Source organism: Paenibacillus sp. J22R98 (assembly GCF_059383835.1).
The window spans coordinates 96,102-122,980 of the sequence record NZ_JBXENW010000008.1 but is presented as its reverse complement, the minus strand read 5'-3'; the positions used below and the strand labels follow the sequence as shown (position 1 = coordinate 122,980).

The 26,879-nt window shown below is 50.6% G+C and carries 20 protein-coding genes; 16 read left to right on the top strand and 4 right to left on the bottom strand.

Annotation, left to right across the window (positions count from 1 at the left end):
* Positions 1-57: 57 nt before the first annotated feature.
* Complete coding sequence (uxaC, locus tag AC50Y3_RS21685; RefSeq protein WP_494820806.1) at positions 58-1,467, top strand: glucuronate isomerase; 1,410 nt, start codon at positions 58-60, stop codon at positions 1,465-1,467.
* A gap of 51 nt (positions 1,468-1,518) precedes the next feature.
* Positions 1,519-2,349, top strand: a complete 831-nt coding sequence (locus AC50Y3_RS21680; RefSeq protein ID WP_494820805.1) for a phytanoyl-CoA dioxygenase family protein — start codon at positions 1,519-1,521, stop codon at positions 2,347-2,349.
* 67 nt (positions 2,350-2,416) lie between these two features.
* On the opposite strand, the gene AC50Y3_RS21675 is transcribed toward AC50Y3_RS21680, so the two are convergent.
* On the bottom strand, positions 2,417-3,520 hold the full coding sequence (locus AC50Y3_RS21675) for a CobW family GTP-binding protein (RefSeq protein WP_494820804.1): 1,104 nt from the start codon (positions 3,518-3,520) through the stop codon (positions 2,417-2,419).
* Between the two features lie 241 nt (positions 3,521-3,761).
* Here AC50Y3_RS21675 and AC50Y3_RS21670 point away from each other — a divergent pair, with 241 nt between their 5' ends.
* On the top strand, positions 3,762-4,775 hold the full coding sequence (locus AC50Y3_RS21670) for a CobW family GTP-binding protein (protein ID WP_494820803.1): 1,014 nt from the start codon (positions 3,762-3,764) through the stop codon (positions 4,773-4,775).
* 82 nt (positions 4,776-4,857) lie between these two features.
* The gene (locus AC50Y3_RS21665; protein WP_494820802.1) at positions 4,858-5,361 is read left to right on the top strand and encodes a hypothetical protein; all 504 of its coding nucleotides are present in this window, start codon (positions 4,858-4,860) and stop codon (positions 5,359-5,361) included.
* Between the two features lie 594 nt (positions 5,362-5,955).
* Here AC50Y3_RS21665 and AC50Y3_RS21660 read toward each other — a convergent pair.
* Both AC50Y3_RS21660 and AC50Y3_RS21655 read right to left on the bottom strand, forming a co-directional pair.
* On the bottom strand, positions 5,956-7,359 hold the full coding sequence (locus tag AC50Y3_RS21660) for an ADP-ribosylglycohydrolase family protein (protein WP_494820801.1): 1,404 nt from the start codon (positions 7,357-7,359) through the stop codon (positions 5,956-5,958).
* A gap of 62 nt (positions 7,360-7,421) precedes the next feature.
* Positions 7,422-8,312 (bottom strand): helix-turn-helix transcriptional regulator, encoded by an 891-nt coding sequence (locus AC50Y3_RS21655; RefSeq protein ID WP_494820800.1) that lies wholly within the window; start codon positions 8,310-8,312, stop codon positions 7,422-7,424.
* A 375-nt stretch (positions 8,313-8,687) separates the two neighbouring features.
* Between AC50Y3_RS21655 and AC50Y3_RS21650 the strand changes: the two genes are divergently transcribed.
* Together AC50Y3_RS21650 and AC50Y3_RS21645 are read left to right on the top strand one after the other, a co-directional pair.
* Entirely contained in the window at positions 8,688-10,028 is a 1,341-nt protein-coding gene (locus AC50Y3_RS21650; RefSeq protein WP_494820799.1) for an MFS transporter, read from the top strand.
* Positions 10,029-10,107: 79 nt separating this feature from the next.
* Positions 10,108-10,491 (top strand): hypothetical protein, encoded by a 384-nt coding sequence (locus AC50Y3_RS21645; protein ID WP_494820798.1) that lies wholly within the window; start codon positions 10,108-10,110, stop codon positions 10,489-10,491.
* A 124-nt stretch (positions 10,492-10,615) separates the two neighbouring features.
* Here AC50Y3_RS21645 and murG read toward each other — a convergent pair whose 3' ends face one another.
* Entirely contained in the window at positions 10,616-11,707 is a 1,092-nt protein-coding gene (gene murG, locus AC50Y3_RS21640; RefSeq protein ID WP_494820982.1) for an undecaprenyldiphospho-muramoylpentapeptide beta-N-acetylglucosaminyltransferase, read from the bottom strand.
* A 289-nt stretch (positions 11,708-11,996) separates the two neighbouring features.
* Here murG and AC50Y3_RS21635 point away from each other — a divergent pair, with 289 nt between their 5' ends.
* The 10 genes from AC50Y3_RS21635 to AC50Y3_RS21590 all read left to right on the top strand — a co-directional run bounded on the left by AC50Y3_RS21635 (position 11,997) and on the right by AC50Y3_RS21590 (position 26,872).
* On the top strand, positions 11,997-12,998 hold the full coding sequence (locus tag AC50Y3_RS21635) for an iron-hydroxamate ABC transporter substrate-binding protein (RefSeq protein WP_494820797.1): 1,002 nt from the start codon (positions 11,997-11,999) through the stop codon (positions 12,996-12,998).
* A gap of 164 nt (positions 12,999-13,162) precedes the next feature.
* Complete coding sequence (locus tag AC50Y3_RS21630) at positions 13,163-14,938, top strand: sensor histidine kinase (RefSeq protein WP_494820796.1); 1,776 nt, start codon at positions 13,163-13,165, stop codon at positions 14,936-14,938.
* Positions 14,931-16,346: a response regulator transcription factor gene (locus AC50Y3_RS21625; RefSeq protein ID WP_494820795.1), complete on the top strand. Its 1,416-nt coding sequence runs from the start codon at positions 14,931-14,933 to the stop codon at positions 16,344-16,346. The genes AC50Y3_RS21630 and AC50Y3_RS21625 overlap by 8 nt, the downstream gene beginning before the upstream one ends.
* 230 nt (positions 16,347-16,576) lie before the next feature.
* Positions 16,577-17,494 carry an ABC transporter permease gene (locus AC50Y3_RS21620; RefSeq protein ID WP_494820794.1) on the top strand — a complete coding sequence of 306 codons (918 nt, stop codon included), beginning with the start codon at positions 16,577-16,579 and terminating at the stop codon, positions 17,492-17,494.
* Entirely contained in the window at positions 17,494-18,408 is a 915-nt protein-coding gene (locus AC50Y3_RS21615; RefSeq protein ID WP_494820793.1) for a carbohydrate ABC transporter permease, read from the top strand. Before AC50Y3_RS21620 ends, AC50Y3_RS21615 begins: the two co-directional genes overlap by 1 nt.
* Positions 18,409-18,478: 70 nt before the next feature.
* Positions 18,479-20,080 (top strand): extracellular solute-binding protein, encoded by a 1,602-nt coding sequence (locus AC50Y3_RS21610; RefSeq protein ID WP_494820792.1) that lies wholly within the window; start codon positions 18,479-18,481, stop codon positions 20,078-20,080.
* A gap of 221 nt (positions 20,081-20,301) precedes the next feature.
* Complete coding sequence (locus AC50Y3_RS21605; RefSeq protein WP_494820791.1) at positions 20,302-21,312, top strand: LacI family DNA-binding transcriptional regulator; 1,011 nt, start codon at positions 20,302-20,304, stop codon at positions 21,310-21,312.
* Between the two features lie 191 nt (positions 21,313-21,503).
* Entirely contained in the window at positions 21,504-22,931 is a 1,428-nt protein-coding gene (locus AC50Y3_RS21600; protein WP_494820790.1) for an ABC transporter substrate-binding protein, read from the top strand.
* Positions 22,932-23,015: 84 nt separating this feature from the next.
* Positions 23,016-25,988, top strand: coding sequence for an extracellular solute-binding protein (locus AC50Y3_RS21595; protein WP_494820789.1), 2,973 nt, complete (start codon positions 23,016-23,018; stop codon positions 25,986-25,988).
* Positions 25,985-26,872, top strand: coding sequence for a carbohydrate ABC transporter permease (locus AC50Y3_RS21590; RefSeq protein WP_494820788.1), 888 nt, complete (start codon positions 25,985-25,987; stop codon positions 26,870-26,872). Before AC50Y3_RS21595 ends, AC50Y3_RS21590 begins: the two co-directional genes overlap by 4 nt.
* Positions 26,873-26,879 lie beyond the last annotated feature (7 nt).

Below are 26,879 nucleotides of genomic sequence, written 5' to 3'. Positions count from 1 at the left end.
ATATTGCGTTATGCTAAATGGAGATATGGACTTTAAAGGAAGGTGGTACATCCCACTATGCGTAATTTTATGGATGATGATTTTTTACTACATAACGAGACGGCGAAACGGCTTTATCATGAATATGCGAAGGCCATGCCGATTCTGGATTATCACTGTCACCTAAGTCAGCAGGACATTTACGAGAATAAAAGCTATAACAACCTGACGGAAGTTTGGCTGTATGGCGATCATTATAAGTGGCGCGCGATGCGTGCGAACGGTATCGAAGAGAAGTACATTACCGGCGGCGAAGGGGTCAGCGATTATGACCGTTTCCTCGCATGGGCGCGGACGGTGCCGATGACGCTCGGCAATCCGCTCTATCATTGGTCGCATCTGGAGCTGCGCCGACTGTTCGGCATTGAAGAGCTGATCAATGAGAAGAATGCGCCTGTTATCTGGGAGAAGGCGAATGCCAAGCTGCGCGGCGGCGGTTTTACCGTTCGCGATTTCATCCGTGACGCGGGCGTGGAAGTGGTCTGTACGACAGATGATCCGATCGATTCGCTAGAGCATCATGTGCTGCTGGCGCAGGAATCGGATCTCGGCTTCCGCGTACTGCCTTCATTCCGTCCGGATAAGGTGCTGGAGATTAATCGCGCGCCGTTTGTCGGCTATATCGCGAAGCTGGCCGAGGCAACGGGCCGAAGCAGCATCGAGAGCTACGACGAGCTGCTGCATGCGCTGAAGGAGCGGGTTCAGTTCTTCCATTCCGTTGGCGGCCGAGTGTCCGACCATGCGCTCGATTATGTGCCTTGGGCGGAGACGACGCGTGAGGAAGCAGCGGAAATTTTTGCTCGGGCGCTTGAGGGCGGCGGCGTAACGCTTGAGGACGAGAAGAAATACAAATCGTTCACGCTGGTCTACTTAGGCGAGCTCTATGCGGAGCTTGGCTGGTCGATGCAGCTGCATATGAATGCGCACCGCAACAATAATGCGCGAACCCTTCGCGAGCTTGGGGTAGATACGGGGTTCGATTCCATGAACGACAGTCCGGTAGCTGTGCCGCTTGTGCGACTGCTGAGCAAGCTGGATGAGCAGAATAAACTGCCGCGGACGATCGTGTATTCGCTCAATCCGGCGGATAACAACGTGCTGGCATCGCTGATCGGCAGCTTCCAAGGCGGCGGCATTCCCGGCAAAATCCAGCTTGGCGCCGCTTGGTGGTTCAACGATACGAAGGATGGCATGCTGGAGCAGCTGAAGTCGCTTGCGAATATTGGCCTGCTCAGCCGGTTTGTCGGCATGCTGACGGACTCGCGCAGCTTCCTCTCGTATACGCGGCATGAATATTTCCGTCGTATTTTCTGCAACTTGCTTGGGGAATGGGCGGAGAATGGGGAAGTGCCGAATGATGCAGAGCTGCTTGGCGGACTTGTGCAAGCGGTGTGCTATGAGAATGCGAAGGGGTATTTTCGATTCTAGTTTCTAGTTCTAGCAAAGCGACGAGGTAGAAGACCATTCAGGAGGGATACCATGAGCGGCAAACTGACATCACCCGATGAGATCAACAAGCAGTTGTATCCGCACGGCGAGATTCATAAGGCTGTTCACCGCGTTGCCGAAGTTGGGGAGGAGCAGGTTCAGTCCTATCGGCAGCAGGGGTACGCGACGGTATTGGATGTGTTGACCGGTGCCGAAATCGATCGTGCGATCGAAGCGATCATGGCGCACATTAGCGACGATCAGACGGCAGTGAAGGTGCAGTTTGTGAAGCCGCGGAACGAGCTTCACGGCGATGAGGAGCGTGAGCTCGCCGTCCGCAAGCTATATGAATTTGTAGAGGTGGATGATCGGCTGCGAGCGGTTGCCTATCACCCGGATTTATTGGCCGTCGTGGAGAAGCTGCTTGGGGCGAAGCCGAAGCTGGTGCAGGATATTGCGCTGCTCAAGCCGCCGAAGGGCGGGGGCGAGAAGCCGTGGCATCAAGATATGGCCTATGGCAACCTTGCATATGATCAGCCAGTGATCGGCGTTTGGATTGCGCTTGATGAAGCGGGGCTCGATAACGGCTGCATGCAAATTATCCCCCGTTCGCATATGAACGGCGGCATCCCGCATTATGCGGAGCGAGATTGGCAGCTTTGCGACACGGTTGTGCCTGTCGAGCGCAATGTCGCTGTACCTCTCGCACCGGGCAGCGCGCTGTTCTTCCATGGGCTGCTCATGCACGGCACGGCATTCAATTTCTCGCAGAAGCGCCGGCGTGCGCTGCAGTTTCATTATGCGCCGGATACCGCGGAGAAGATCAGTCCCCGAGAGTATAAGCGTATGTTTACGAGCGAGATGACGGGGGCGGATTGCTAGCCTTTGAATGAATAAAGGGATATCTCATCCAGGCCGCCATGGCGGCGGCTGGTGAGATATCCCTTATTTATTTGCCGGCCGTGAACCTCGCCCATTCTTGCTTGATCTTGTTCTCGTCGAGTTCGATGCCGATCATGACAAAATACGGCTCGCCCTCGTAGCTGCTCGCCGACCATTCCAGCCGTTTGCCCGCCAGCTGGAACAGCATCAGGCTGCCATCCTTGCCGTATGGCAAATAGCCCTTGGCGCGCAGGCAATTGTTGCCGCGTCCGCTAATGAAAGCTTCGAACTGACGCCGCGTGAGCCCGGCTGCATCTGCGCCGGGATAAATCGCTGCTGTTCGAATGCGCGAATACGAGCTCGGCGCTTTGGTAGCGGTGGAGGCAGCGAGCTTGCCGGGCGCTGCTGCAGCCGCTTGCGACTTGGCGGCGGCGCTGCCTCTGCCGCTGCTGCTGCTGCCCGGCAGCTTCTCGGGCATTATTCGGCCGCCGGTCGCGATGGCCGTCCGCGTACCGGATATTGCCGGCTGCCGCCTCACGGGCGAAGGCGCAATTCCCGCGAATACAAGCGCGGGATCGATTTCGCAGCGAGTTGCCGTAATGAGATCGGCAGCTTGGTTGCGATCTCGAATAAGCTGCTTCACTTTATCCGCGGTTCGATTGGAGATGAGGTCGAATTTATTGGCGATAATAAAGTCCGCCGCCTCAATTTGCTTGCGCAGCGTACGAATCAGCTCGCGGTCAGAGGAGAAGATGCTGTTATAGTCAAGAGCATGCTCGGCATCCAGCACCGTAACGATCCGGTGCAGCTGCACCTTGCCGATAATCGTCGGTTCTGTGATCGCCTCCGCAATTTCCTCTGGATTCGCCACGCCTGTCAGCTCCATCACGATTACATCCGGCTGCATCAGCGCAAGCCGCTCCAAGCAGGACGCTAGCTCGCTCTTCTTGCTGCAGCACAGGCAGCCCTCCGTAATCCGCTCCAGCATCTGCGTTGCAGATGCACTGCTCACTAACGTTCCATCCACATCAACGGCTCCGATTTCATTCATCAGTACAGATGCTCGTAAACCGGTAGCCTTGGCATGCTGCAGCAGCCTCAGAAGCAGTGTTGTTTTTCCGCTGCCCAGAAAACCGCTTAATACGATTACCGGAATTGCTGATTGTTCCATGTTCGAGCGCTCACACTCCCTCCAAGGTCCACATTCAAAGAAGGATATGCGGCATACAGCCAAAATAAAACCTCTTCGACATAATCTCTGGCGTGCGCAGAAGCGAGAGTGAAACGGAATTCGGCTATCCGCACAAGCTGTTAAATTCGTAAAAATAACGGTATAATTTAGCCAGCTTCGTTCAGAGAACAAATCACAGCTCTTTGTACGCTGAACAATTGACGAGAGGACGAATCCAACCATGACTGCCATTCCAATCCATCTGCTGTCAGGTTTCCTGGGCAGCGGCAAAACAACGCTCCTAAACCATGTCGTAGATTACTATAAAGCACAAGATGTGAAGGTCGCGATCATCATGAATGAGCTCGGCGACGTCAACTTAGACGGACAATTCGTCGACCAGGATGTACCCATGGCAGAAATGCTGAGCGGCTGTATCTGCTGTACCATTCGCGGTGATCTCAGTATCGAGCTGAAAGAGCTGATCGAAGAGCATCAGCCTGACGTCGTGCTGATCGAATCCACCGGCGCAGCTAATCCGATGGAAATCATCGACGCGATTACAGAAGCGGCGATGTTCCTGCGCATCGATCTGCGCACAATCGCAACTGTCGTCGACGGGCCGGAGCTGCTTGCTCGCAGCCGCCGGGGCGGCAAAACCTTCAAGCTCATGCAGGATCAAATTCGCTGCGCGACCGATCTGATCGTGAACAAAGCCGACAAGCTTGCACCGGAAGAGCTCGTAGAGGTCCAGCAGCTGGTGCGCGAGCTAAATGCATTTGCTCCGCTGACGGTGACGGTTCGCTGCGTCGTCGATCTGGGGATGTTTGATCAAGCAGCCTCGGCCAAAACGAAAACGGAAGCCCGCGCAGCACGGCCGGCGCAGACCAGCCATGTCTGCGGCGCCAACTGCGAGCATGACCATGATCACAACCATGACCACGCCGACGGGACCTACAACTCGCACGCGCATGTCATGACCTTGACGCATTATTTGTCCGGTCCCGTAGACAGCCACGCCTTCGAAGCGCTCATTAACCGGCTGCCGAAGGAAGTCTATCGCGCCAAAGGCATCGTTACCTTCAGCGATACGAATAGCCGTTTCCTCTTCCAATACGCGTATCGCGAGGTGGAGTTTATTCGGATTACGCCGCAGGGAACGGTGAATGACGTTGCCGTGTTCATCGGGGAGCATTTTGCCAAGGACGTCTTGGAGAGGGAATTAGCCGAGCTGATGGATCCTAATCAAGCATGAAAATAATGGAATAATTTATCGGCTGCCGGGGATACTATCGCAGAATGGGCAGTTTCACAGCCCGCGAAAGGAGCTGAAGTACATGACAACGAATCGGTTGCGTACGCGGCTGGCCATCCTCGGCACAGCTGCGGCGTTGATTCTGACGACAGGAACGGTAAGCGCGAATCGCGCTGAGGTTACAATACCCTCCTCCGACCAGCTGCAGGCGCAGCATGAACAGAAGCAAGACCACTGGAGACATGGCGATCACGGTAAAGGCCGTGAGCATCGTGAAGCCCGCAAGCTGGAGCATCTGCAGAAGGCGGCCGTTTACTTCGGGATTTCAACCGAAGGGAAAACAGCCGAGCAATTGCATAATGAGCTCAAAGCTGCCATTAAGAAGGATCCTACGAAGTGGGAGAAGTTCAAAGCAGCGAAGAAGGCGGAGCGTTTGGCGCATCTGCAGGAGAAAGCAACACGTCTTGGCATCAATACGCAAGGGAAAACAGCTGAGCAGCTGCGCGAGGAAATCCATGCAGCCTGCAAGGAGCATGGCATGAAGAAGGACCAGAAGGAGAAATCCAAGTCTTATTCTGCTTCATAGCAGACCGTAAACAAGGGCAGTCTCCAAAGTTGCAAGGCGACTTTTGAGGCGAGCCCTTGTTCTTTGCGAAAAACGCACTCTCACCATCGAAACTACGCCGAAAGGAAGCTGAGCGTTCCAAAGTCGCACTCTCAGCAACCAACTAACCTGATCACCCAAATAATCAGTTCCCAGATAGCCGAATGCCACCTTTAGAGTTTCCCGCGAAAAGCTAACGAATCGTACAAGCCTTATTTGGCCGGAGTTCGAGGTTTTGAGATTCTAACGAATCGTAGAAGCCTTATTGTGGGATAATCGACTTCTCAATACCCCAAAATCGCCAAATAAGCCCTGTACGATTCGTAAAAGTTTTTTTGAAGCGATTACGCTGCAAATAAGTCTTGTACGATTCGTTAGAGCTAATAATTGGCCGAATTCCAGCAAACGACGCAGATCGAGAAGCCAACCAGCTCAAGCCAGCACCACTCCAACTGATATCGCTATTATCTCAGCGAAAATACAGGGATTCCAAGTAGTTGGTGGCAATCGCGAGCGCGCAACCTCAACCAATCAACAAAAGAGCTAAGCGCATTTCAGCCGCTTAGCTCCTTTCCATTATGCAGTGACCGCTGCCGTCTGTGCTTGAATCTTGCGGAACACCTCATAGCTTCTCCGGGCGCATTCCGAAATCGCAATGGGATGAAATCCGGTCACTTCCGCGTACAGCTTATCGTTCAGTGGTGTCGTCCAAGAAGCAGGCAGTGCGCCGGCTCCCAGTAAAGCGCCGAGTATGGAGCCGACAGTCGCGCCGTTGCAATCCGTATCCCAGCCGCCGAGAACGGCTGTCGTAATGCCTTTCTCGAAATCGCCGCCGGAGTAGATCAGAGCAGCCGCGCAGAGCGCTGCGTTGTTGTTCGTATGCACCGCATCATATTGCTTGAATGCTTCCCAGATGCGGCTGACAAGCTCGACTTGATCCATCGTTGAATTCGCAATCTCGATGGCGTGCCGGACATCGTGCGCGAGCCTGCTTCCCGCTGGGATGACGCTGAGACCGATATCTACGATGCGACGAACGTCACTCTCTACGAAAGCAGCGGCGATCATAGCCGAGCAGAACATCGCGCCATAGATTCCGTTCTTCACATGGGAGAACGAGGAATCCCTCCAAGCGAGGTCCGCCGCCAGCTCCGGATTGCCGGCAGCGCCGTACGCGTATCCATCGACGCGAATTTGCGCACCGATCCATTCCCGGTAAGGATTCAGGTGGGTTCTCACCCAGTCCTTGGAGGCAAGACGTTCTTCCCGGCTGGAATCGCCGATATGTGAGGTCACTTGCGCGAAGTTCAAATACGCCTGTGTTTCAGCCGTGCAAACTTGGGCGTAGCTGAGCTTGCTGTGCCACATTTTGCCGACATCCCATGAGTCAAAATCAGTTCCGCGTTCCTCCAGCATATGAAGGCCAAGCACGGTGTAGCGGATATCGTCATCCGTTTCCATGTAAGCGATATGCTCGCGTGTACTCGCTTTGCACCACATCGAAATATGAAGATCCGGGTAGTCCGCGACACTTGCGGACTCGATCGGCGTATAACCATGAATCGGCCATGCATTGGCGCCTTCAAACCACAGCTTCACGTTCGCCCAGCCGGGTCTGCCGCCCGAACCGTTCATGAACGGACCTGCTTCAAGCGGCTTGCCGAGTGCGCAGCCGATGGAACGACCGAGCCATGCGCCGTTAAACTTATCGAGCCATTCGCTATCACGCAATGAAGGTGCTGCAATTGCCGTTACTCCTGGGCTTTCAGCGCGGATCGTCTCCAGGTCGGAAGGTTCTGAGTAAGGGAAATCCGCCCGAATCGGAAGTGCCATCAGTTCCTTGTAGACGCCCATCAGTGCGGTCTCGTTATTGTCAGCCGCCTGCAGCTTCTCTGCAAAACCGGTCACATCGCAACCCTCTTCGCCGCGCTGCTTGATCTCTTCTTGAATCAGTGAAAATAAGGGAACCCAACCTGCCATGCTTTCACCAGTCCTCTCTGTCGAATAGCTTTATTGTAACGGATAAAGGATGGCTCATCTTCTCATGGTGCAGGCGGGAAACTCTCATTTTTTGCGGGAGCTGCCCCTGGGTCAAGGCCAAGTGTTTGTCGAAAATGGATCGGTGATATGCCCATCGACTCCTTGAATACGCGGTAAAAGGTAGCTAAACTCTGGAAGCCGCATTCGAACCCGATATGGGCCACCTGCTTGTCACTTCCGGCAAGAAGCCGCTTCGCCTCTTGAACACGAAGCATAGCGACGTAGTCGGCGAAGCGACGACCCGTCGTCTCGTGAAATACGCGGCTGGCACGGGAGACGCTGATGCCGAGCTCCTGCGCGATGTCCTGCAGACTAATCGGTTCGCGGTAGCGCTGCTCAACCAGCGAGGCCAGCGCCTTGGTTTGATTGACCGATTGCACCATCGTTCGCTGCTGCGAGTCGGTAAGCCCGCTATGGTAATGCCTCAGAAGCAAGCCGCACAGCTGAATGAGCGCGCTCTTGGCGAGCGCTTTGTAGCCCGGCTTTCCTTCACGCAGCTCCCTTTCAATCGTCTTCATCCATGGCTTGATGGCCTTAGCAAGCGGAGTATCTGAGGCGATGAGGTTGCTGAAATGCTCCGAGCGGTAAGAGAAAGGAAGCAGCAGGCTCGGATCCTCCTTCATGAGCAGGTCACTGTCGAAATTCAGAAACAGGTAATGACTTGGATGATGTGGATCGGACTGCGCAATATGCAGCTCCTCATTATTAACGAGAAAGAAGTCACCTTCCCGGACATGATACTGTTTATTGCCGAAATAAAACGTCCCCGTGCCCGACAAGCACAGCCCCATTTCTAAACTTGCATGGGCATGCAGGGGCTGCCGATAGGATTTAGGCGTCCAGTAGAAGGCATTAATCGGAATTTCATGCTCATAAGTAATCGTAAGCTTCATGGCCTGCTGATCCTCCTTGGGCGGACCGATTGTGCGGAACCGGTTTTGGCGATACTATTGGAGTAGATAGACTAGAGGTGAAGCATGCAGCGAATGCGGTTCAAATGGGGCTATCTTGCAGCGGTAGCTATATCACTGGCGCTCTGGGCAATCATCATCCTGGGCGTGAAAAATCTGCTGCACTAGAAAGATGTCAGTCGCAAGGGAGTTTCCAGTTTCCCGGAGCGAAAGGCATCTTTTTTAGTTTAGCAAGCACTAGAATTAAAGCATACCATCTTGCAACAATCGGTCAACCAAATTACACTGATAGGCGAGTAGTACTAGGACCTGAAATGAATAGATAGCAAGGAAAGATGAACCGGAGGAGACAGTGGGATGAAGGCATTAAGCGCAAAGGAAAAATGGTCTTACGGATTAGGCGCACTTGGGCAAAACCTGATTTACGGTCTTGTATCTACATTCCTCATGGTTTTCTACACAGATGAATTTGGCATTGATGCCGCGATTGTCGGTACGTTGTTTCTGATTGCTCGGATTTGGGACGCCGTGCTTGACCCGGTAGTGGCGGTCTTTATCGACCGCATCAACACGAGATGGGGTAAATTCAGACCCTTCGTCCTGCTAGGCGGCATGATCGTCGCATTGCTTACGGTCATGTGCTTCTATGCGCCTGAGCTTAGCATGCCTATGAAAATCGTCTACATCTATATCACGTACATGCTCTGGAATACTGCGTACTCCTTATTCGACGTACCTTATTGGTCACTTGCACCAACGCTTACGAACGATCCGGCCGAACGTACCAAAATCATTGCTTTCCCCAAAATCCTCGGTGCAGTCGGCATCATTATCGCCAGCGGCGCGGTCAGTCCGCTCGTGAAGGCGCTTGGCGGCGGCATTGATGCAAACGGTTACTTGTGGACCGCGGTTATTTTTGCCCTGATCTGCGTCTTGCTTATCATGCTGATGTTCCGAAACACGCAGGAGCGACTTGTCGGAACCCGAACGGAGCATGAGTCGCTGAAAGCCAGCGTAAACGTGGTCATCCGCAATAAGCCGCTGCTAATTGTGACGCTTGCCGGCTTCTTCGCGACAACGCCGCTGGTACTGAAGAATACGATGGCGATTTACTTTATGAAATATAACGCGGGTGACGAAGACAAGCTCCCGCTATTCCTATTAAGCGCAATGCTGCTGATGCTCGTAGCCATGGGCATTACGCCGAGAATTGCCGCGAAGAGAGGGAAGAAAACAACCTTTATGATCGGCGGCATGATTGGAATCGCGGCCAATCTCGTGCTTTTCTTTATCCAACCGGAGAATACGCTGGTTCTGTTCGCCGTTAATGCGATCAGCATGTTCGGCCTCGGTTTTATTCTTGTCCTGATTACATCCATGCAGGCGGATACCATTGAATATGCGGAGTGGAATACGGGGAAACGCTCAGAGAGCATTGTAACCTCAGTCGGGACGTTCAATGCGAAGCTTTGCTCCGCGATCGCAGGTGCGATAGCGGGATACGGACTTTCTCTATCAGGCTATGTGGCCGATCGAGAGCAAACGGATTCCGTGCTGACAGGCATTCATGTGATGATGTCCATCTTACCGGCGATCGGATTGCTGCTTTGCGTCATTTGTATCTCCTTCTATCCATTATCTGAACGTCGATATGCGGAAATGATGGTAAGCTTGAACGCAAGGAAGAATGGTTCATAGTTATTACGCAAAACCCCAGTCAATGTAGACAGCTTGTCATATAATACAGCATGTCTACTTGAAAGGAGTTGATGCGTATATGGCTTATTCAACAGGCGTAGTTACCAATACCAGAGCGTCTGGGACTGCAGCTACCAATGTCGTCGTGAGCACGAGAAATCTGGACACCGAGGAATCGGTCTGGATTATCGTTGAAGTGTTTGCTTCTGTTGATTCCAGCACGTTCTATACGGCATACGTGTCCATGTATGAGGTGCTCGCAGATTCATACGATGTGCGGGAATTTTATATCGCAGGCAACGTCACGTATGAAGTGCAATTGTCGTTGACTGTGGAAGCAGGTGTTCCGAATGCGCTGATGTCCGTAACCGGACTCGACGAATTTGGCAATTTGGTCGAAGACCAACGCTACACACAAACAGATCTTAATTTTATTTCGGCGCTTAGCCCTGTCATGGTGTAACCACACATTAAGATGGCCCGTTTGCAGAGATCTGCGAACGAGCCATTTTTCAATTTCTAAAAATTTATAAGTTTCACATCTATAAATGAGCTTAGACATCTCCGGAATGAAGCGCGCTACGCCGTCAAAGGACGGCGTCAGCCGATTCACCTTGTTCCATAATAAGGGCCATCAGCCGGCCGACAGCATCCTCTTGCCCGTGCTGCCTCATCCGTGCCTTGATGGTATCTCGGTTGTCGTATAGCTCGGCAAGCCGGGATAAGAACGCCTCATCGGTCAGCTCTTCCTCCTGCAGCACCTCGCAATAACCGGATTGCCGGAACGATTCGGCATTCAGAATTTGATCGCCGCGGCTTGCATCCTTCGAGAGCGGAATGAGCAGCATCGGCTTGCATAGAGCGAGAAACTCGAAGATCGAATTCGAGCCCGCACGTGAAATGACCAATTCGGTGCAGGCGAGCGCATCCGCGAGCTCATCATGGATATATTCATATTGCCGGTAGCCGGGAATGCCATCGCAGCTTGCATCGAGCTCCCCTTTACCGCAAATATGAATGATTTGATACGTCCGCGTAAGCGCAGCGACATTGCGCCGAATCGCTTCGTTGATGCGCTGGGAGCCTAGACTTCCGCCCATAATGAGAAGGACAGGCTTGCCCGGCGTGAATTTGCACCACTTGATGCCTTTCCACGCGCTCCCATTGCGCAGCTCGCTGCGTATGATCGGGCCGACATGAACCGCTTTGTCGCCTTTAATATGCTTGGCGGTCTCCGCGAAGGTGATACAGATCCGCTTGGCGAACGGTCCGGCTATCCGGTTCGCAAGGCCGGGGGTCAAATCCGATTCGTGGATGATCACGGGCACGCGGTTCAGCCAAGCTCCGATGACAACCGGGACGGAGACGAAGCCGCCTTTGGAGAAGAGCACGTCGGGCTTTAGCCCTCGGATGAGGCGGAAGGCTTGGAAGACGCCTTTGACGACGCGGAAAGGATCTTTCACATTTTCCAAATCGATATAGCGGCGCAGCTTTCCCGTCGAAATGCCATAATAGTCGACGTTCGAGAGTCGGCTCACGAGCTGTTTCTCAATTCCGTTCTTCGAGCCGATATACGAGACCTTCCAGCCTCGCTCAAGCAGTGTTGGGATTAGTGCCGTATTGACGGTCACATGTCCCGCTGAGCCGCCGCCGGTAAACAAAATATGGCGCGGCTTCATTTCCCGTGGAGGGGAAAGGGTTTGATTTGGCATGAAGGGCACTCCTTGAAAGAATCGTTATGACAAGCGTACCACAAGTTTCTTGAAGCTGGGAGAAGCAGGAGAACATGACATGACCTTTTCCTATATCTTAGAACACTATGCGCGTAAGCAGGGAGAACATGACACAATATTGTCAGCGGACGAATCAGCCGTAATCGAAATCATCATTTTGGCTTGACTTTGATAATGAGATTCATTATCATGCAATGTAGTGAAGAAATCATTTATCACCCAGGGGGCACTTACATTGTTTAAGACAAGCATGGTTAGAAAGTTTAGTTTGATCATGACGGGATTGCTGGCATTGATGCTGGTTTTGTCCGCATGCGGCAACAAATCCGAGAATAACGCCAACAATAGCGGCAATACCGCTACCGAGAACGCTGGCAACAACACGGCAGCCGAGCCTCCAACTGAGAAAGTCGTGAAGGACGGCATGGGCCACGATGTTACTATTCCTGCTGAACCGAAGCGTATCCTCGCTTCTTATTTAGAAGATCCTGTAGTAACGCTCGGCAAGACGCCTGTTGCTCAGTGGTCTGTTGCAAACGGCATTCAAGATTACCTGGCTCCGCAATTGAAAGATGTGCCTACAATCGGCTGGGATTTGCCGGTTGAGAATGTTCTTAGCTTGACACCGGATCTAATCATTGTCGGTTCCGAGTCCGCTGTACAGAAAGGGCTTTACGAGCAATATGCGAAGATCGCTCCTACATACGTACTTGGCGACAAAGTAAACAACGACTGGCGTGAAACGCTTAAAACAATCGGCGGTCTGCTTGGCCAGAGCGCAGATGCAGATAAAGCAATCGCAGACTACGATCAGAAAGCAGCTGACACGAAAGCGAAGCTTGCCGGCGCGATCGATAAGCAGTCCGTAGCGGTTCTATGGCTCGTAGCGAAGAACTTCTACATCGTAGACGAAACCAAATCAAGCGGAGCTGTTCTTTACAAGGATCTTGGCGTAACGCCTCCGAACCTCGTTAACGAAATTCCGGAGAAGACCAAAGCAACTTGGAATCCGGTCGCGATGGAGAAGCTGGCAGAATTGACTGCAGATCACATCATTCTTGTGAACAGCGACAAAACCGATGCAGCTGAAACATTGAAAAACCCGGTATGGAAAAACATCTCTGCCGTGAAAAACAACCATGTTTACGAAGTTCCGGCTTCAAGCGCTTGGCTGTACTCCGGTAAAATCGCCGGTGAGCAAATGATGGACGATGCAGTTAAACTGCTCGTGAAATAAGTATCCTCAATGAGAAGCGTGTAATTCCTTTCATTCCGATGAAAGGAGTTGCACGCTTTTTATTTTTACATGGTAGAGGGACACTGACAGCGGTTTCATTTTGTGTGCTATAATCGAGGTGGAATCGAAACGTTTCAATTCATATCGAGGCAGGATGACAGACGATGAATGTATTGCGGAAGCTGCCAATCAGAGGGCAGATGTTTCTCATTGCTACCTTAACAATGGGCCTAATTATCGCAATCCTGCTGTTTAACTACAGCCGGAGCGCTGCGTTTCTGACCAAGAACAATGAAGTCTACACAAACGATATGTTCAGCCAGATTGAACAAACGATTCTATCGAACTACGATGTCGTCAAATGGCTGACCTACAATGTCGCTTACAATAAATCCATCCAGGATTATTTGCTGGACGAAGATCCTCTGTCTAAGCTGCAGCGTTATCCGACGCTGAGGAACTTGTTCATCAACTTATCAACGGTAAAGCCGGGGATCTTAGATTTCCTGATCATCGGTAAGAACGGCGAAACCTTCTCGCTGCAGGGCAGTACGCTCAATCTGATGAACGTTAAGATACCGAAGAAGGCCGATTCGTATTTCTCGGCCATTCAAACCTGCAAGAACCTGGGGATCGAGAAAAATTGCTTTGCGGTCAGCACGAACATTTTCTCCAGTGACATCCATGATCGCTACACGAACGAAATCGGACAGATTGTGCTGCTGATCGACGCGACGACACTTACCGGAGGTTATGACATCAAATCCCTCCAGCCCGGAACCAGTGTGTACCTGCTCGATCGGAATAACACCATATTCATGAGCAATGCTCGCGATAAGATCGGACAACCCTTCATCTTCCCAAGCGAGGGGCTTGGGAGCGGCATTGTAGAGCTGGATGGCAAGCTGCAGCATATTCAAGTGAAGGAGCTGCCGCAGATCGGCGGGAAATTCGTCCGTTTGATTCCGGATGACGTCTTCTTCAAGGATATTCGCAAGCTGCGCAAGCAGACGGTTATCGCGTTAGCCGTCGGTATATTGCTGCTGTTGATCCCGTTCTTCCTCATCCTGAACAATATGATTCTGCCGCTGCGCAAACTCTATCACTATATGAGAATTCATCATAAAGAGGATTTGAACAAACGGGTAGACCTGCAAGGCTCGGCTGAAGCGGAGGTTATCGGCATCAGGTATAATCAGATGCTCTCGGACGTCCAGGATCTGACCGGCCAGCTCGTCGATTCCAATGAACGGCTGTTAAAGTCGGAAATCGAGAAGAAGCGGGCCGAGTTTGATTTTCTCAAGAGTCAGGTGAATCCGCATTTTCTCTATAACACGCTCGATACGATTCGCGGACTTGCCTCCGAGCGCGGCGTGCCGGAAATCCGCGAGATGACCGGGGCATTGTCACGGATATTCCGCTACAGCATCAAAGGTCAGGACACCGTGTCCTTATCGGATGAACTCCGCATCGCCGAAGCTTATATGAACATTCAGATGATTCGTTTCTCCCATCGCTTTGCATTCAAGCACGATATCCCGGACAGTTTGAAGGGTGTAATTGTACCGAAAATGATCCTGCAGCCGCTGGTCGAGAACGCCGTCTTTCATGGACTTGAACCGAGATATGAACAAGGTACGCTGACGATTACCGCTCACTATGACCTGAACAGCGGACATGATCTTATACTGACCGTCAGCGATGACGGCATTGGGATGGCTGAGGAGAAATTGGCCGGCCTGAAGAGCCAGATTCATACGAGGAGCCGGGGGACGGATTCCGGCATGCAAGCCGGTGTGGGACTGCTTAATGTCCATCATCGCCTGCAATTTCAATATGACCATGATTACGGACTGGATATATGGAGCCAAGCCAATAAAGGAACTGTCGTTACGATCCGGATTCCAATTCAGACGGAAGGAAGGGCTGAACATGTATAGAGCTATGATCGTTGATGATGAGCAGTGGGTAGTGAAAAATTTGCTGGATGCCATCGAGTGGCCTCGCTTTGGTTTTGATATTATCGCTACGGAAACGCAAAGCCCCAGAGCGCTTCAGCTCATGCAAGAGCTCCATCCCGATTTGGCGTTCATCGATATTCGGATGCCGCAGATTAGCGGTTTGGAGCTCATCAAGAAATGCAATGAACTGCAGCTGGACACGCTCTTCATTGTCGTCAGCGGCTTCGCCGAGTTCTCGTACGTGCAGAAATGCATGAACTTAGGGGCGATCGGGTACTGTCTCAAGCCGATTGAGGAAGAGGAAATTATTCCACTGCTTAAGAAAGCCAAGGAGAGGCTGGACGAACGTTCGGCCAAAGATGTACCTTCCGTGCTGGAATGGGTTGTAGAGGATAAACAAGAAGGCAGTGAGCGCGTAATGAAGCTGCTGAGCAATGCCGGCTTCGATGCTGCAAGCGGTTTACGCGTGGTTGTCGGCTTGGATGTAACGGATGCGAATCTGCTGCGTCCATATCGCCATTTGAAGCTGAGCGCCGGCGGCGGTAAATGCTTATATATTGCGATGGAAGAGGATCAACCGATATCGCTTTACGAGCATTTGGCGAATAGCGGCTCGACATTCCGCGGCATTGGGATTAGCGGCGTGTTCGATAACGTGACTAATCTGAAGGGGGCTATCGAAGACGCGGAGATGGCAGCCTTTCAATATTTTATAACCGGTCAGCCAACCGTGCTCCAAGTCGGGGAGTCGAAAGGGTTCTCGGACTTCAAGCAGCTGCCCGCTGCACTTCAGAACCGAAACTTGTCCGAATTAATGTCCTTATATGAACAATATGAACAGTCGTTTCGTACCGGCTGTTATCAGATCAAGCACGCTTTCTTCCTCCACAACACCGTATTGACGACTATTATCCATTCGCAAACTAACGATTCAGAAATGCTTGCCAGATACCTGCTGGTCGACTATGAGCGATTAATCGAGCGGTACCAGGATATCGGCGAATTGATACAGGATTTGAAACGGATGTCCGGGGCGTACTTGGGCGGCATGTACCATCAAGGGCATTTTCGCAGCGAGTCCTTCGTTGCCGTCATCGAGTACGTGAACAATCACTACCAAGAGAATCTATCGCTTCAAATGCTTGCCGATGAATTTTATATGAACCGCAATTATATCAGCCAGCTGTTTATCAAGCATGTCAGCCAATCGTTTACGGATTACCTGGCCGAGCTGCGCGTGCGTCACGCCTGTGAGCTGCTGAGGAACAGCAACCTGCCGATTCACCGTGTCGGGGAACGCGCGGGCTATCCGGATGCCTATTATTTCAGCAAAATATTCAAGAAAATTGTCGGCAAGACGCCGCGAGAATATCGGGCGAGCATGTAGGAGACGGCATAAAGCCGTCTTTTTTATTTTCCCGATTCGGAAATAGACAAATATTATTTTTTCTTGTCTCTTTGTTAGATTGTTGGAGAAGCTTCATCCGAAAACTTCGAGTATAAGGACAAAAGCAGCTGTGTTTTGTACATGGGAAGCGCTTTCATTTGTAGCTAATATAGATTTATAGCTTACAGAACATCAGGTAAGACGACATACGTATATTGGAGATGGTTCATTTGAACGGTACAGTGCTTTGGAAACGGATCATGCAATATAAAATGTTTTATTTGTTTTTAGTGCCGATTGTCGTTTACTACGCGATCTTCGCGTACATCCCCATGTATGGCGTCACCCTTTCCTTTAAGAAATTCATGTACAACAAAGGCATACTGGGCAGTCCGTGGGTGGGACTGGACAACTTCCGATATATTTTCAAGTACTCCGACTTCTGGACAGCGTTTCAAAATACGATCGTCATCAGCATCGGCAGGCTGATCATTGAGTTTCCGATGGCGATTATCGTAGCCTTGCTGCTTAACGAGGTTGCGGGCTCCAAGCTGAAGAAGCTGTACCAAACCGTATTCACGTTTCCCCATTTCCTATCCTGGGTCGTGCTTGGCGGTATTCTCGTAAATATCCTTGGCAACACGGGCGCGGTGCATTTGGTGCTTTCGCATATTGGCCTCGAGAATGTCAGTTTGCTATCCGATCCTCATACGTTCAGAGGCTTGCTGTATACGACGAATATATGGAAAGAGGCGGGCTGGGGCGCGATTATCTATCTGGCTGCCATCGCCGGCATCAGTCCGGAGCTCTACGAAGCCGCTTATATGGACGGCGCGAACAGATGGAAGCAGATGCTTCACATTACTTGGCCTTCGATTAACGGCGTTGCTGCAATGATGCTGATCCTGGCCGTCAGCGGGATCATGAATGGCGGCTTCGATCAAATATTCAACCTGTACAGCCCCGGTGTTTATGATGTTTCGGACATTCTCGATACGTTTATGTATCGTCTGTCGTTCTCCGGCAAAGTAAACCTTGGCTTCGGCATCATTACGGCAGTCGGTTTGTTTAAGTCGGTTATCAGTTTGGCCCTCTTGATGATTGCCAACTACTTAGTGAAACGTATGGGTCAGGAGGGATTGGTGTAATGGCAGAAGCGACAGTTGTGAATCAGAAAATCGGCGGGCAAGATGAGCATCGTTTGGCAAACAGGGGAAAGAGCAGTGCAGATATTGTGCTGCATGCTATCTTTATCCTCGCAGCTATTTGCGCCATATTTCCTTTCTACACCGTCCTGATCAGTTCATTCGGCACACCGACCGGCTTGATATGGCCGACGACCTTTACACTTGAAGGCTATCAGCAGATTATTCAATACGGTGTCGGCAGAGCATTCACGGTCTCGATGTCTGTTACAATCATTGGTACGTTCATCAGTTTGTTTCTGACAACGGTTGCCGCTTATGCACTCAGCAAGAGGGGCATGCCAGGCTGGAAGTATATTATGGGCTTCATTATCTTTACGATGTTCTTCGGAGGCGGCCTTATTCCGTACTATCTCACGATTAAGGGTGTTGGCTTGCAGAACAGCTATTGGGTTATGATCCTTCCATCAGCGCTCAACACGTTCTATATTTGGATCATGCTCTCCTTCTTTCGGGAATTCCCGACGAGTCTGGAAGAATCGGCCAAGATTGACGGGGCAGGCGACTTTGCAATTCTAATGCGCATCGTCATCCCGACCTCGATGCCGGTTATTGCTTCTATCTCACTCTTCTACGCGGTGGATCGCTGGAACGACTGGTATACGCCGATGCTGTTCTTGACCGACGCGGATAAATATCCGATGCAGCTCATGCTACGCAACATGTTGACAAGTATTTCTCAAATATTAAGTATGAATAACGGTGTATCGGTCATCGACCAATCGAAAGTGAAAATTCCGCAGGATTCGCTCAAGATGGCAGCAATCATGGTAACTAGCTTACCGATCATGGCCGTCTATCCCTTCCTGCAAAAGTATTTCACTAAGGGGGTGATGATCGGTTCGATCAAAGGTTAATTCCTTTGAAGCTGATTACCAGTAACGGGGCCTTGAAAGACGATATATTACTTGAGGGGGAAAAAGAGATATGAGGAACAGGAAAACTCTTACCGTAGGTCTTAGCGCAGCACTGCTTGCAACCGGCTTACTGACAGGCTGTGGATCGAATAACGATACATCGAACAATGCGGGTAATACAGCACCTGCCAATAACGCCGCGAATGCAAGCAATGGCAACGCAGCTGAAGCCGATCTATTTAAGGATCATCTGGAGGTGTCCATTGCGTACTTTGATATCGCTTCGGCGATTAAAGAAGGTCAATCGGACGATATGCTGAAGATGATCGAAGATAAATTCAACATCACAATCAAGCCGGTAAATGAATCGTGGAGCGATTATTCCGACAGAACGAAGCTATGGGCTGCTTCCGGTCAACTGCCGGATGCGTTCTTCTCGGATGCGACAAGCGGCGATTTGTTCAATCAATGGGTTGATCAAGGGATCATTAAGCCGCTGCCTGATGATATGAGCAGATTTCCGAATCTGAAGAAATACGTCGATCTTCCGGACGTTCAAGGTGCGAATGCTGCCGACGGCAAGAGCTACTTTGTACCAAGGATGCTTGCTAATCGCAATGAGCTTCCAAACGACCGCGGCATTCTGATTCGTAAAGATTGGATGGAAGAGCTGGGTCTGAAAGATCCAACGACTTATGATGAACTGAAGAACGTGCTGAAAACCATTGCCGATAAGAAAGGCGTTATCGCCCTTACAACGAACAATATCGGTTGGACGCATGACAGCGTATTCCACAACATCGCTCCTGCTGGCGGCTGGTGGCAGAAGGTGGACGGCAAATGGATCCCGGGCTGGATGACCGACAGCTATGCCGAGGTGGTTGAGCACGAGAGAGACCTGTTCAAATCCGGACTGATGGATAAAGATTTTGCGGTTCCGAACATGGATGCCGAGGGCAAGTTTGACCAAGGCAAAGCAGCTGCAATCGTAACAACAGTGAAAACGATGACAGGTATGATTCCGGGCTGGACTGCAGCAAATCCGGGCTCGAAAATTATCGATCATGTAAAAATCTTGCCTAACATTCCGGCAGCGGACGGTAAAAACTACTTGTATGGCTACTTTGACTACTGGTCCGGTACGCTCTTTAACGGAGAAGTCAGTGATGAGAAGCAAGAGCGCATTCTAGCTCTGCTGGATTGGCTTGCGTCCCCGGAAGGCCAGAAAACCGTGTTCTACGGACTTGAAGGCGTAGATTGGGAGCCGAACGGCGATAAAATCACCAATAAACATGCTGGTGAAGCAGACTTTGATCTAGCGAAAAAGTACCCGTCTTCAACCGTGTTTAACGGTCTGTCCATCTGGGGTGACGGCGTGCGCTACATCGAAGGGTATGGTCCGTCGGAGACGGAGCAAGTACAACAGTATTTGGATGGCGTTGAAGCAGAGGCATTGAAAACCGGCGAGAAAGCTCCTGTGAACTGGGTTGTCAATTCTTATGCAAGCTCGCTTAGCACTGGCGGCGGTGACCTTGACGGCTTGGTAACGAAGCTGGTCATGGGCAATGACGATATAAAAGCAGCGCTTAAGAAATTTGCCGATGAGCAAATGGGTCTTGGCTTGCAGACTGCCATTGATCAAGTAAACGAGAAGTTTAAGGATGAGAACTAAATCGCGTTATAATCGGAGTGGGAGCCTGATTGCGGGTGACCACTCCTCGTTTTTACAATTATGGATAAAAAATCTTAACATAATTAAGGGAAATAAATGATTGAAATCGATTTCAAAGAATGATATCTTAAAACAAGACCACCAAGGTAAGCGTATTCAATACTGAATTTACCATACGCAAACTAAGAGTTGTCATAAACTTAGAGAAAAGGCGAATGCAAATGGACATTAAGATTGTAGATGTCGCAAAAATCGCTAACGTCTCTCAGGCGACGGTTTCCCGGGTGCTCAACAACAATCCGATCGTGAAACCGAAAACGAGAGATGCCGTTCTCAAAGTCATTGAGGACCTGAAATATGTACCGCATGCTGCCGCCAAGAATTTAAGGCAGCAGAAAACGATGACCATTGGCGTTATCGTTTCGGACATTAAGGTTTCCTACAATGGAGATATCGTGAAGGGCATTCAGAATAAGGCATACGCACAGAAGTACAAGGTCGTTATTTGTGATACACAGAACGATATGGAGATCGAACGGGAATACTTGCGGCTGCTGACGGATCGCAGTGTCGATTGCCTGATTCTGGTCGCTTCTTTGCTGCCGGAGAAGGAAGTGCTGAGCATTGCCGAAAGAGGGTATTTGGTTGGCCTTGTAGGGCGCAGCATTGAGCATGAGAACGTGTTAAACGTACATACGGACAACGTGAAAGCAGCGAAACAAGCGGTTGAGCATTTAATCACGCAAGGGCATCGCGATATCGTTTTCTTAAGCGGCTATGCCAATGCCAAGGACAGTTATGACCGCCTGGAAGGGTACATTAAAGCATTAAGCGCAAACGGTATACCGTTTCGTCCGGAGCTTGTCGAGAATGGCAACTTCAATGAAACCGGCGGCTATGCAGCGATGAAGCGACTCATGGATAAAGGTGCGGCATTCACGGCCGTCTTCTCGGCCAATGATGAAATGGCGCTCGGCGTGTACGAATACTGCAATGAAACCGGGATTAGCATACCAAGCGAGTTAGCCATTATCGGTGTCGATAATGATAGGGTATCCAAGTATTTGACACCTTCTTTAAGTACGATTGACCAACCCAAGAACGATATGGGCTCCTTAATTGCGGATAAGCTGATCCGCAGCATGAACGGCGAGGTTGACTTGCCGCGTATATCGATTTTGGAATCGCAGCTGATCATACGTCAGTCATCGGTATTTAATAGAGCATTATAGTAGGGCTCTATTTTAGTGAAATTGAAATCGATTTCACCAGACAGATGAATTTATTGTAAATTGAATCGTTTCGATTGTTAATTTTTATGAAATCGATTCCAATTTGTAAAAGGCACGAGCGGCCTTTCATCGCTATCGGATACATTACACTTTACGTGTGTATCAACATAAATCGAAGTGGGGGATTCTGAATGAAATCCAGCAAGTTTATCACTGTGTTTATGATTCTGGCTGTTGTATTGACCATGTTAGCAGGATGCTCAAGCAAGAACAATTCGACCGAGAATGCCGCAGATAATACTGCGAGCACGGAACCGGCCAATGAGCCTGCAACCGAGGCAACAAACGCACCTGAAGAGAAGCCGGCATGGCAAACGGAGAAGTTCACGTTGAAATATGCCGATGGCGGCGACAGCAAAATTGAAGATGACATGATGAAGGCCTTTATGGAGAAATATCCGAACATTACCGTCGAGCATGACAAGAGCATCACATTCCCGCCTGAGCCGACATTGACGGCGGCTGCGGCTGCTGGCACGATGCCTGACGTATTCGGGATGAAAGATATCCCGCTCGCGATTACAAGTGACTGGCTGCTTGATTTGAGCCCTTACTGGGACAAAGACGAGGAGTCGAAACAGGTGTACAAGAACCTTGCGGAAATGGCCGTATTTAACGGAAAACGGTATGCCATGGCAAACTTCCAATTCGCGGAAGGCGTGTTCGTGAATAAGACCTTGTTCGAGAAAAACAATGTCCCTCTGCCTGCTTACAACTGGACGTTCGACGAAATGATCGATTTGGCGAAGAAGTTCTCGAAGCCGGATCAACATTACTATGGGATCGGCGGACCTTGGGGCGATCTGGCTTTTCAAGAGTGGGTGCCGATGAACAACGATAATGAAATTGGCTGGAACACCTATGACGGAGAGAAATTCCACTTCACGAACCAAGAATGGATCGACGCGTACAACTTGAAACTAGAGCTTCGCCGCACGAAAGTGGATGATGTGATGACAGGCGAAGAGAAGAAGAAGCTATGGGGCGACGAAGGCTCATGGACATTCCAAAAAGGACATGTTGCGATGGCAGTCGATTTCTCCTGGAATATGGGCTGGATCCCGGGCGAGATGAAGAAAGGCGGCGCCGGCGATGTTGATTTCTACCCGATGCCTGCCGGCAAAGCAGGTCAACGCATTCCGACTATCGTAGACTTCGTAGGCGTTTCCTCTACGACGAAATATCCTGAAGCGGCTTACGAGCTCGCTAAATTCATGACATGGGGTCAAGAAGGCTTCTTGAAACGGATCGACATCGAGAAAGCCGCAGGACAGCCGGTTACGAAGTACCCGGTAGCGGATCAACCGGAAGTATGGGCGAAGCTTGAAGCTAACCTGACTTTGCCGGGTGAGAAAGAAGTTATGAAGCTGATGTCTAACGCGGTTCCATATCCGATTGTTCCGGGCTGGAACGATTTCGCTGCATGGGATACAGAGAACAAGTTCACGGAGAAGCTGATGTCCGGTGAATATAAAGTCGCTGACAAAGCCAAAGAGTTCGAGGATAAAGTAAACGAGTTCGTTGCGAGCGCAAGAGCGAAAATGCTCGAGAATCAATAATTTCATAGCAAATGTCGCCCATAAGTGTGAAAGATAATCTCTTTCACACTTATGGCATTAATAAGCATAGGTAGGGAAGAGACTATGAAAAAAACGTTTCGCACTTTATTTTCAACATCCCTTATCGCATCTCTCATGGTCGGAGCTTGTCATCCGCTGCCGGCTGCAGCTGAAGGCGAAGCTGCGAATAAACCATTATCTGCACAGGCCAAAGCCGGAACCGAAGCGAAGCCGCTTGAGCAAACCTATTCACAAATGCTGAAGGAATGGTCGACTATTCCCTCCGTTTCTCAAGCAAGCATACTCATGAAACCCAATGAGGAGCCAATGAATAAGAATCACGTTGTCACAGCAGCTGACAGTCAAGGTTATCCGTCCGCAACCGTGCGTCTCTCAGAGGGCTCGCAAGTGACGGTTCAGGTAGAAGTCGCGCAAGAGGGACTCTATCAAATTGGATTCGACTATCTGGTCACAGATGACGGCATTATGCCGACAGAGGGCTATATTCAGGTCAACCACCAATATCCGTTCTATGAAAGCCGCAGAATTCTATTTCCAAACTTGTGGGAAAACCAGCAGCTTAAAGAGAAGTACGACCGTTACGGCAATGAATTGCTGCCCCGTCCCGTGAAAGTGAAAGTATGGCAGCATACTTACGCAATGGACGCGAGCTATCTGTATATGAAACCGCTGAAGTACAAATTGAACAAAGGCTTGAATACCATAACCTTTGCCAGTACAAGAGGAGAATTGCTGCTGGGCAATATTACAGTAGACTCCCCTTCTGAAATAAATAGCTACGAGACGTATTCGAAGCAGCAGAGGACAGCAACTGACGACGACGAGATCATGCAGAATCCGATTGTCATCGAAGCAGAGGTCCCGAAGTATAAAAACAGCTCCTCCATGCGGGCCGTTCCTGTCTCTGAACCGGGGATGACTCCCTATGATACGAAGAGGCAGCTATTAAATGCGTTCGGCGGTTCCTGGATGGATGGCGGACAATCCGCTTCATGGGAAATCGATGCCCCGCATGACGGTTATTACAAGATTGCATTGAAATATAAGCAGGACGCTTTGAAAGGCATGCCGGTTTTTCGGGAAATAAAATTGGATGGTGAAGTGCCGTTCCGAGAAGCGGAGCATAGCTCGTTTCTCTACAGCAAGAAATGGCGGAACGACACGCTGGGGTCGGGCGACAAACCTTATGAATTTTACTTAACCAAGGGCAAGCATCTATTCACGCTGACCGTTGATTTAGATCCGATCAGGCCGCTGATCGAGAGTATCGAGAGCCAAATGAAAGAAATAAGCCGGCTGTCCCTCGAGATCAAGAAGCTGACCGGTAATCGCATGGATGCCTACCGGGACTGGAACCTATCCGAGTATATTCCGAACTTGGATCAAACGTTGAATGCTTGGGCCGACCAGCTGGATCAAGAATATAGCCATATTCAGAAGCTTAATCCGGAGAATGCTGAAATCGTCGAATTGATCAACCTCAAGACGGCGGCGAAGCAGCTGCGTTCCCTTGCGGCCGCACCCGATAAGCTGCCTAACCGGATGCCCTTATTCTCGGAAGGAGGGTCCTCCGTCTCGCAGCTGCTAGGCGATCTGCTGCAGCGCGTATCGCAATCTCCACTGTTGGCTGACAAGCTCTACGTCTACCAGCAAGGAAAACTGCCGAAGCCTAATGCCGGTTTCTTCGTTCATTTGCGAGAGTCGATCAAACGGTTCTTCCTCTCGTTTACGAAACAATCGTATTCCGCATCCGCCAAGTCGAGCTCGGAGCTGAACATATGGATTAATCGTTCCAGACCCGAGGTTGAATTAATGCAGAAGCTCATAGATGAGGAATTCACGCCGGAAACCGGCGTAGCGGTGAAACTTTCGATTATGCCGGATCAGAACAAGCTTGTTCTGGCGAATGCGACAGGCAGTCAGCCGGATGCGGCGCTTGGCGTGGACAGCTGGATTCCTTACGATCTTGCCGCGCGTAACGCGGCAGTCGACCTGCGCAAGTTCGCTGACTTCGATCAAGTCGTTAAACCTTTCTCCAAAGGCATGATGATTCCGCTTGCTTATGGCAATGGCATCTATGCGCTCCCGGAGACGCAGAACTTCTGGGTGATGTTTTACCGCAAGGATATCTTGGATAATTTGAAGCTTGCCGTGCCGGACACTTGGGATGATGTCGTCAATATGCTGCCTGAATTGCAGCGCTTGGGGATGAACTTCTTCGATCCGCTTGCCCAGTACAAAGGCTTCAAGCCGTTGAATGCTACAACTCCGTTCATCTACCAAATGAACGGCGAGTTGTTTAATAGCGAGGGAACGAAGACGGCGATCAACAGCGAGCAGGCGCTGAAGGGCATTAAGTTTATGACCGACCTGTTTACGATCTACAACCTGCCGCAGGATGTACCGAGCTTCTACCAGCATTTCCGCAACGGGACATTGCCTATCGGTATCTCTGATCTGACAAGCTACCTGCAGCTGCGGGCAGCTGCTCCGGAGATTGCAAACAGCTGGAAAATCGCGCTTCACCCCGGCATGCTGCAGGATGGTGTCGTGCAGCGCTGGTCTCCGGCCGGCGGTGCTACGGGGATGATCTTTAAGGGCTCTAAGCATGAGGAAGAGGCATGGACATTCCTGAAATGGTGGGTATCCACGAACATCCAAGTGGAGTATGCGAACTTGGAGCAAACGACGTTTGGGCCCCTGTTTATGTGGAACAGCGCGAATATGGATGCTTTTGCCCAGTCAGCTTGGCCGGAGGAAGATAAGAAGGTCATTCTCGAGCAGAGCAAGTGGGTACGCGAAGCTTCGCGCGTTCCGGGCGCCTATATGGTGGAGCGGGAGCTTAGCAACGTGTTCAACAGCGTCGTATTCAGCGGGACCAATCCGCGAACGGCTATCGATGATTCCGTCATTCGGGCGAATCGCGAGATCGATAAGAAGATGGAGGAGTTCGGGTTCTACAAAGACGGCAAGCTCGTGAAACCGAACCCGGTTCCGACAATTAATACGATAGATAAGTGGGTTGAAAAGAAATGAAGAAACCAAACAAATACGAAGCCTATTGGTATTTATCGCCTTATCTTCTTATGTTCTTCATGTTTATCGTCGTCCCGGTCTTAGTCGCCATCTATCTCTCGTTTACGAGCTTCAATACGATTGAACTACCGAAGTGGATCGGCTTCAAGAACTACACGGCGATCTTTACGCAGGATGATGTATTTATGCAGAACGTTCTTCCCAATACGATTAAGTTTGCACTTATCGTAGGACCGGGCGGCTATGTCATCTCGTTTCTGCTCGCTTGGATGCTGGCGCAAATTTCGCCTAAACCGCGGACTATACTGGCGCTGATCATTTATTCGCCATCGATGACAATAGGCGTAGCGATGACTGTCGTCTGGTCGATCTTCTTCAGCGGGGATCAGACCGGCTATCTGAACGCATTCTTAATGCGCATGGGACTTATTAATATGCCGATTCAGTGGCTGCAGTCGCCGGAGTACTTGATGTCGATCATGATTATCGTTTCGCTATGGGGCAGCATGGGCGTAGGCTTCCTCGCCATGCTTGCCGGCGTGCTGAACATTGATCAATCGATCTACGAAGCCGGTTATATCGATGGTATCAAGAATCGGTTCCAAGAAATCATTCATATTACGATCCCGTCTATGAAACCGCAAATGCTGTTCGGCGCCGTCATGGCGGTCGTGACAACCTTCCAATCCGGCGATCTCGGGGTGCAGCTCTCAGGCGGTAATCCGACACCGCAGAATTCCGGACAGGTCATGGTCAACCATATTGCCGACTACGGATTAATTCGCTATGAGATGGGTTATGCCTCAGCGTTGTCCGTTATCTTATTGGTTGGCATCTATGGATTGTCCAAGCTTTCCTGGAGGCTGTTTGGCGAGAAAGATTAAGAGGAGG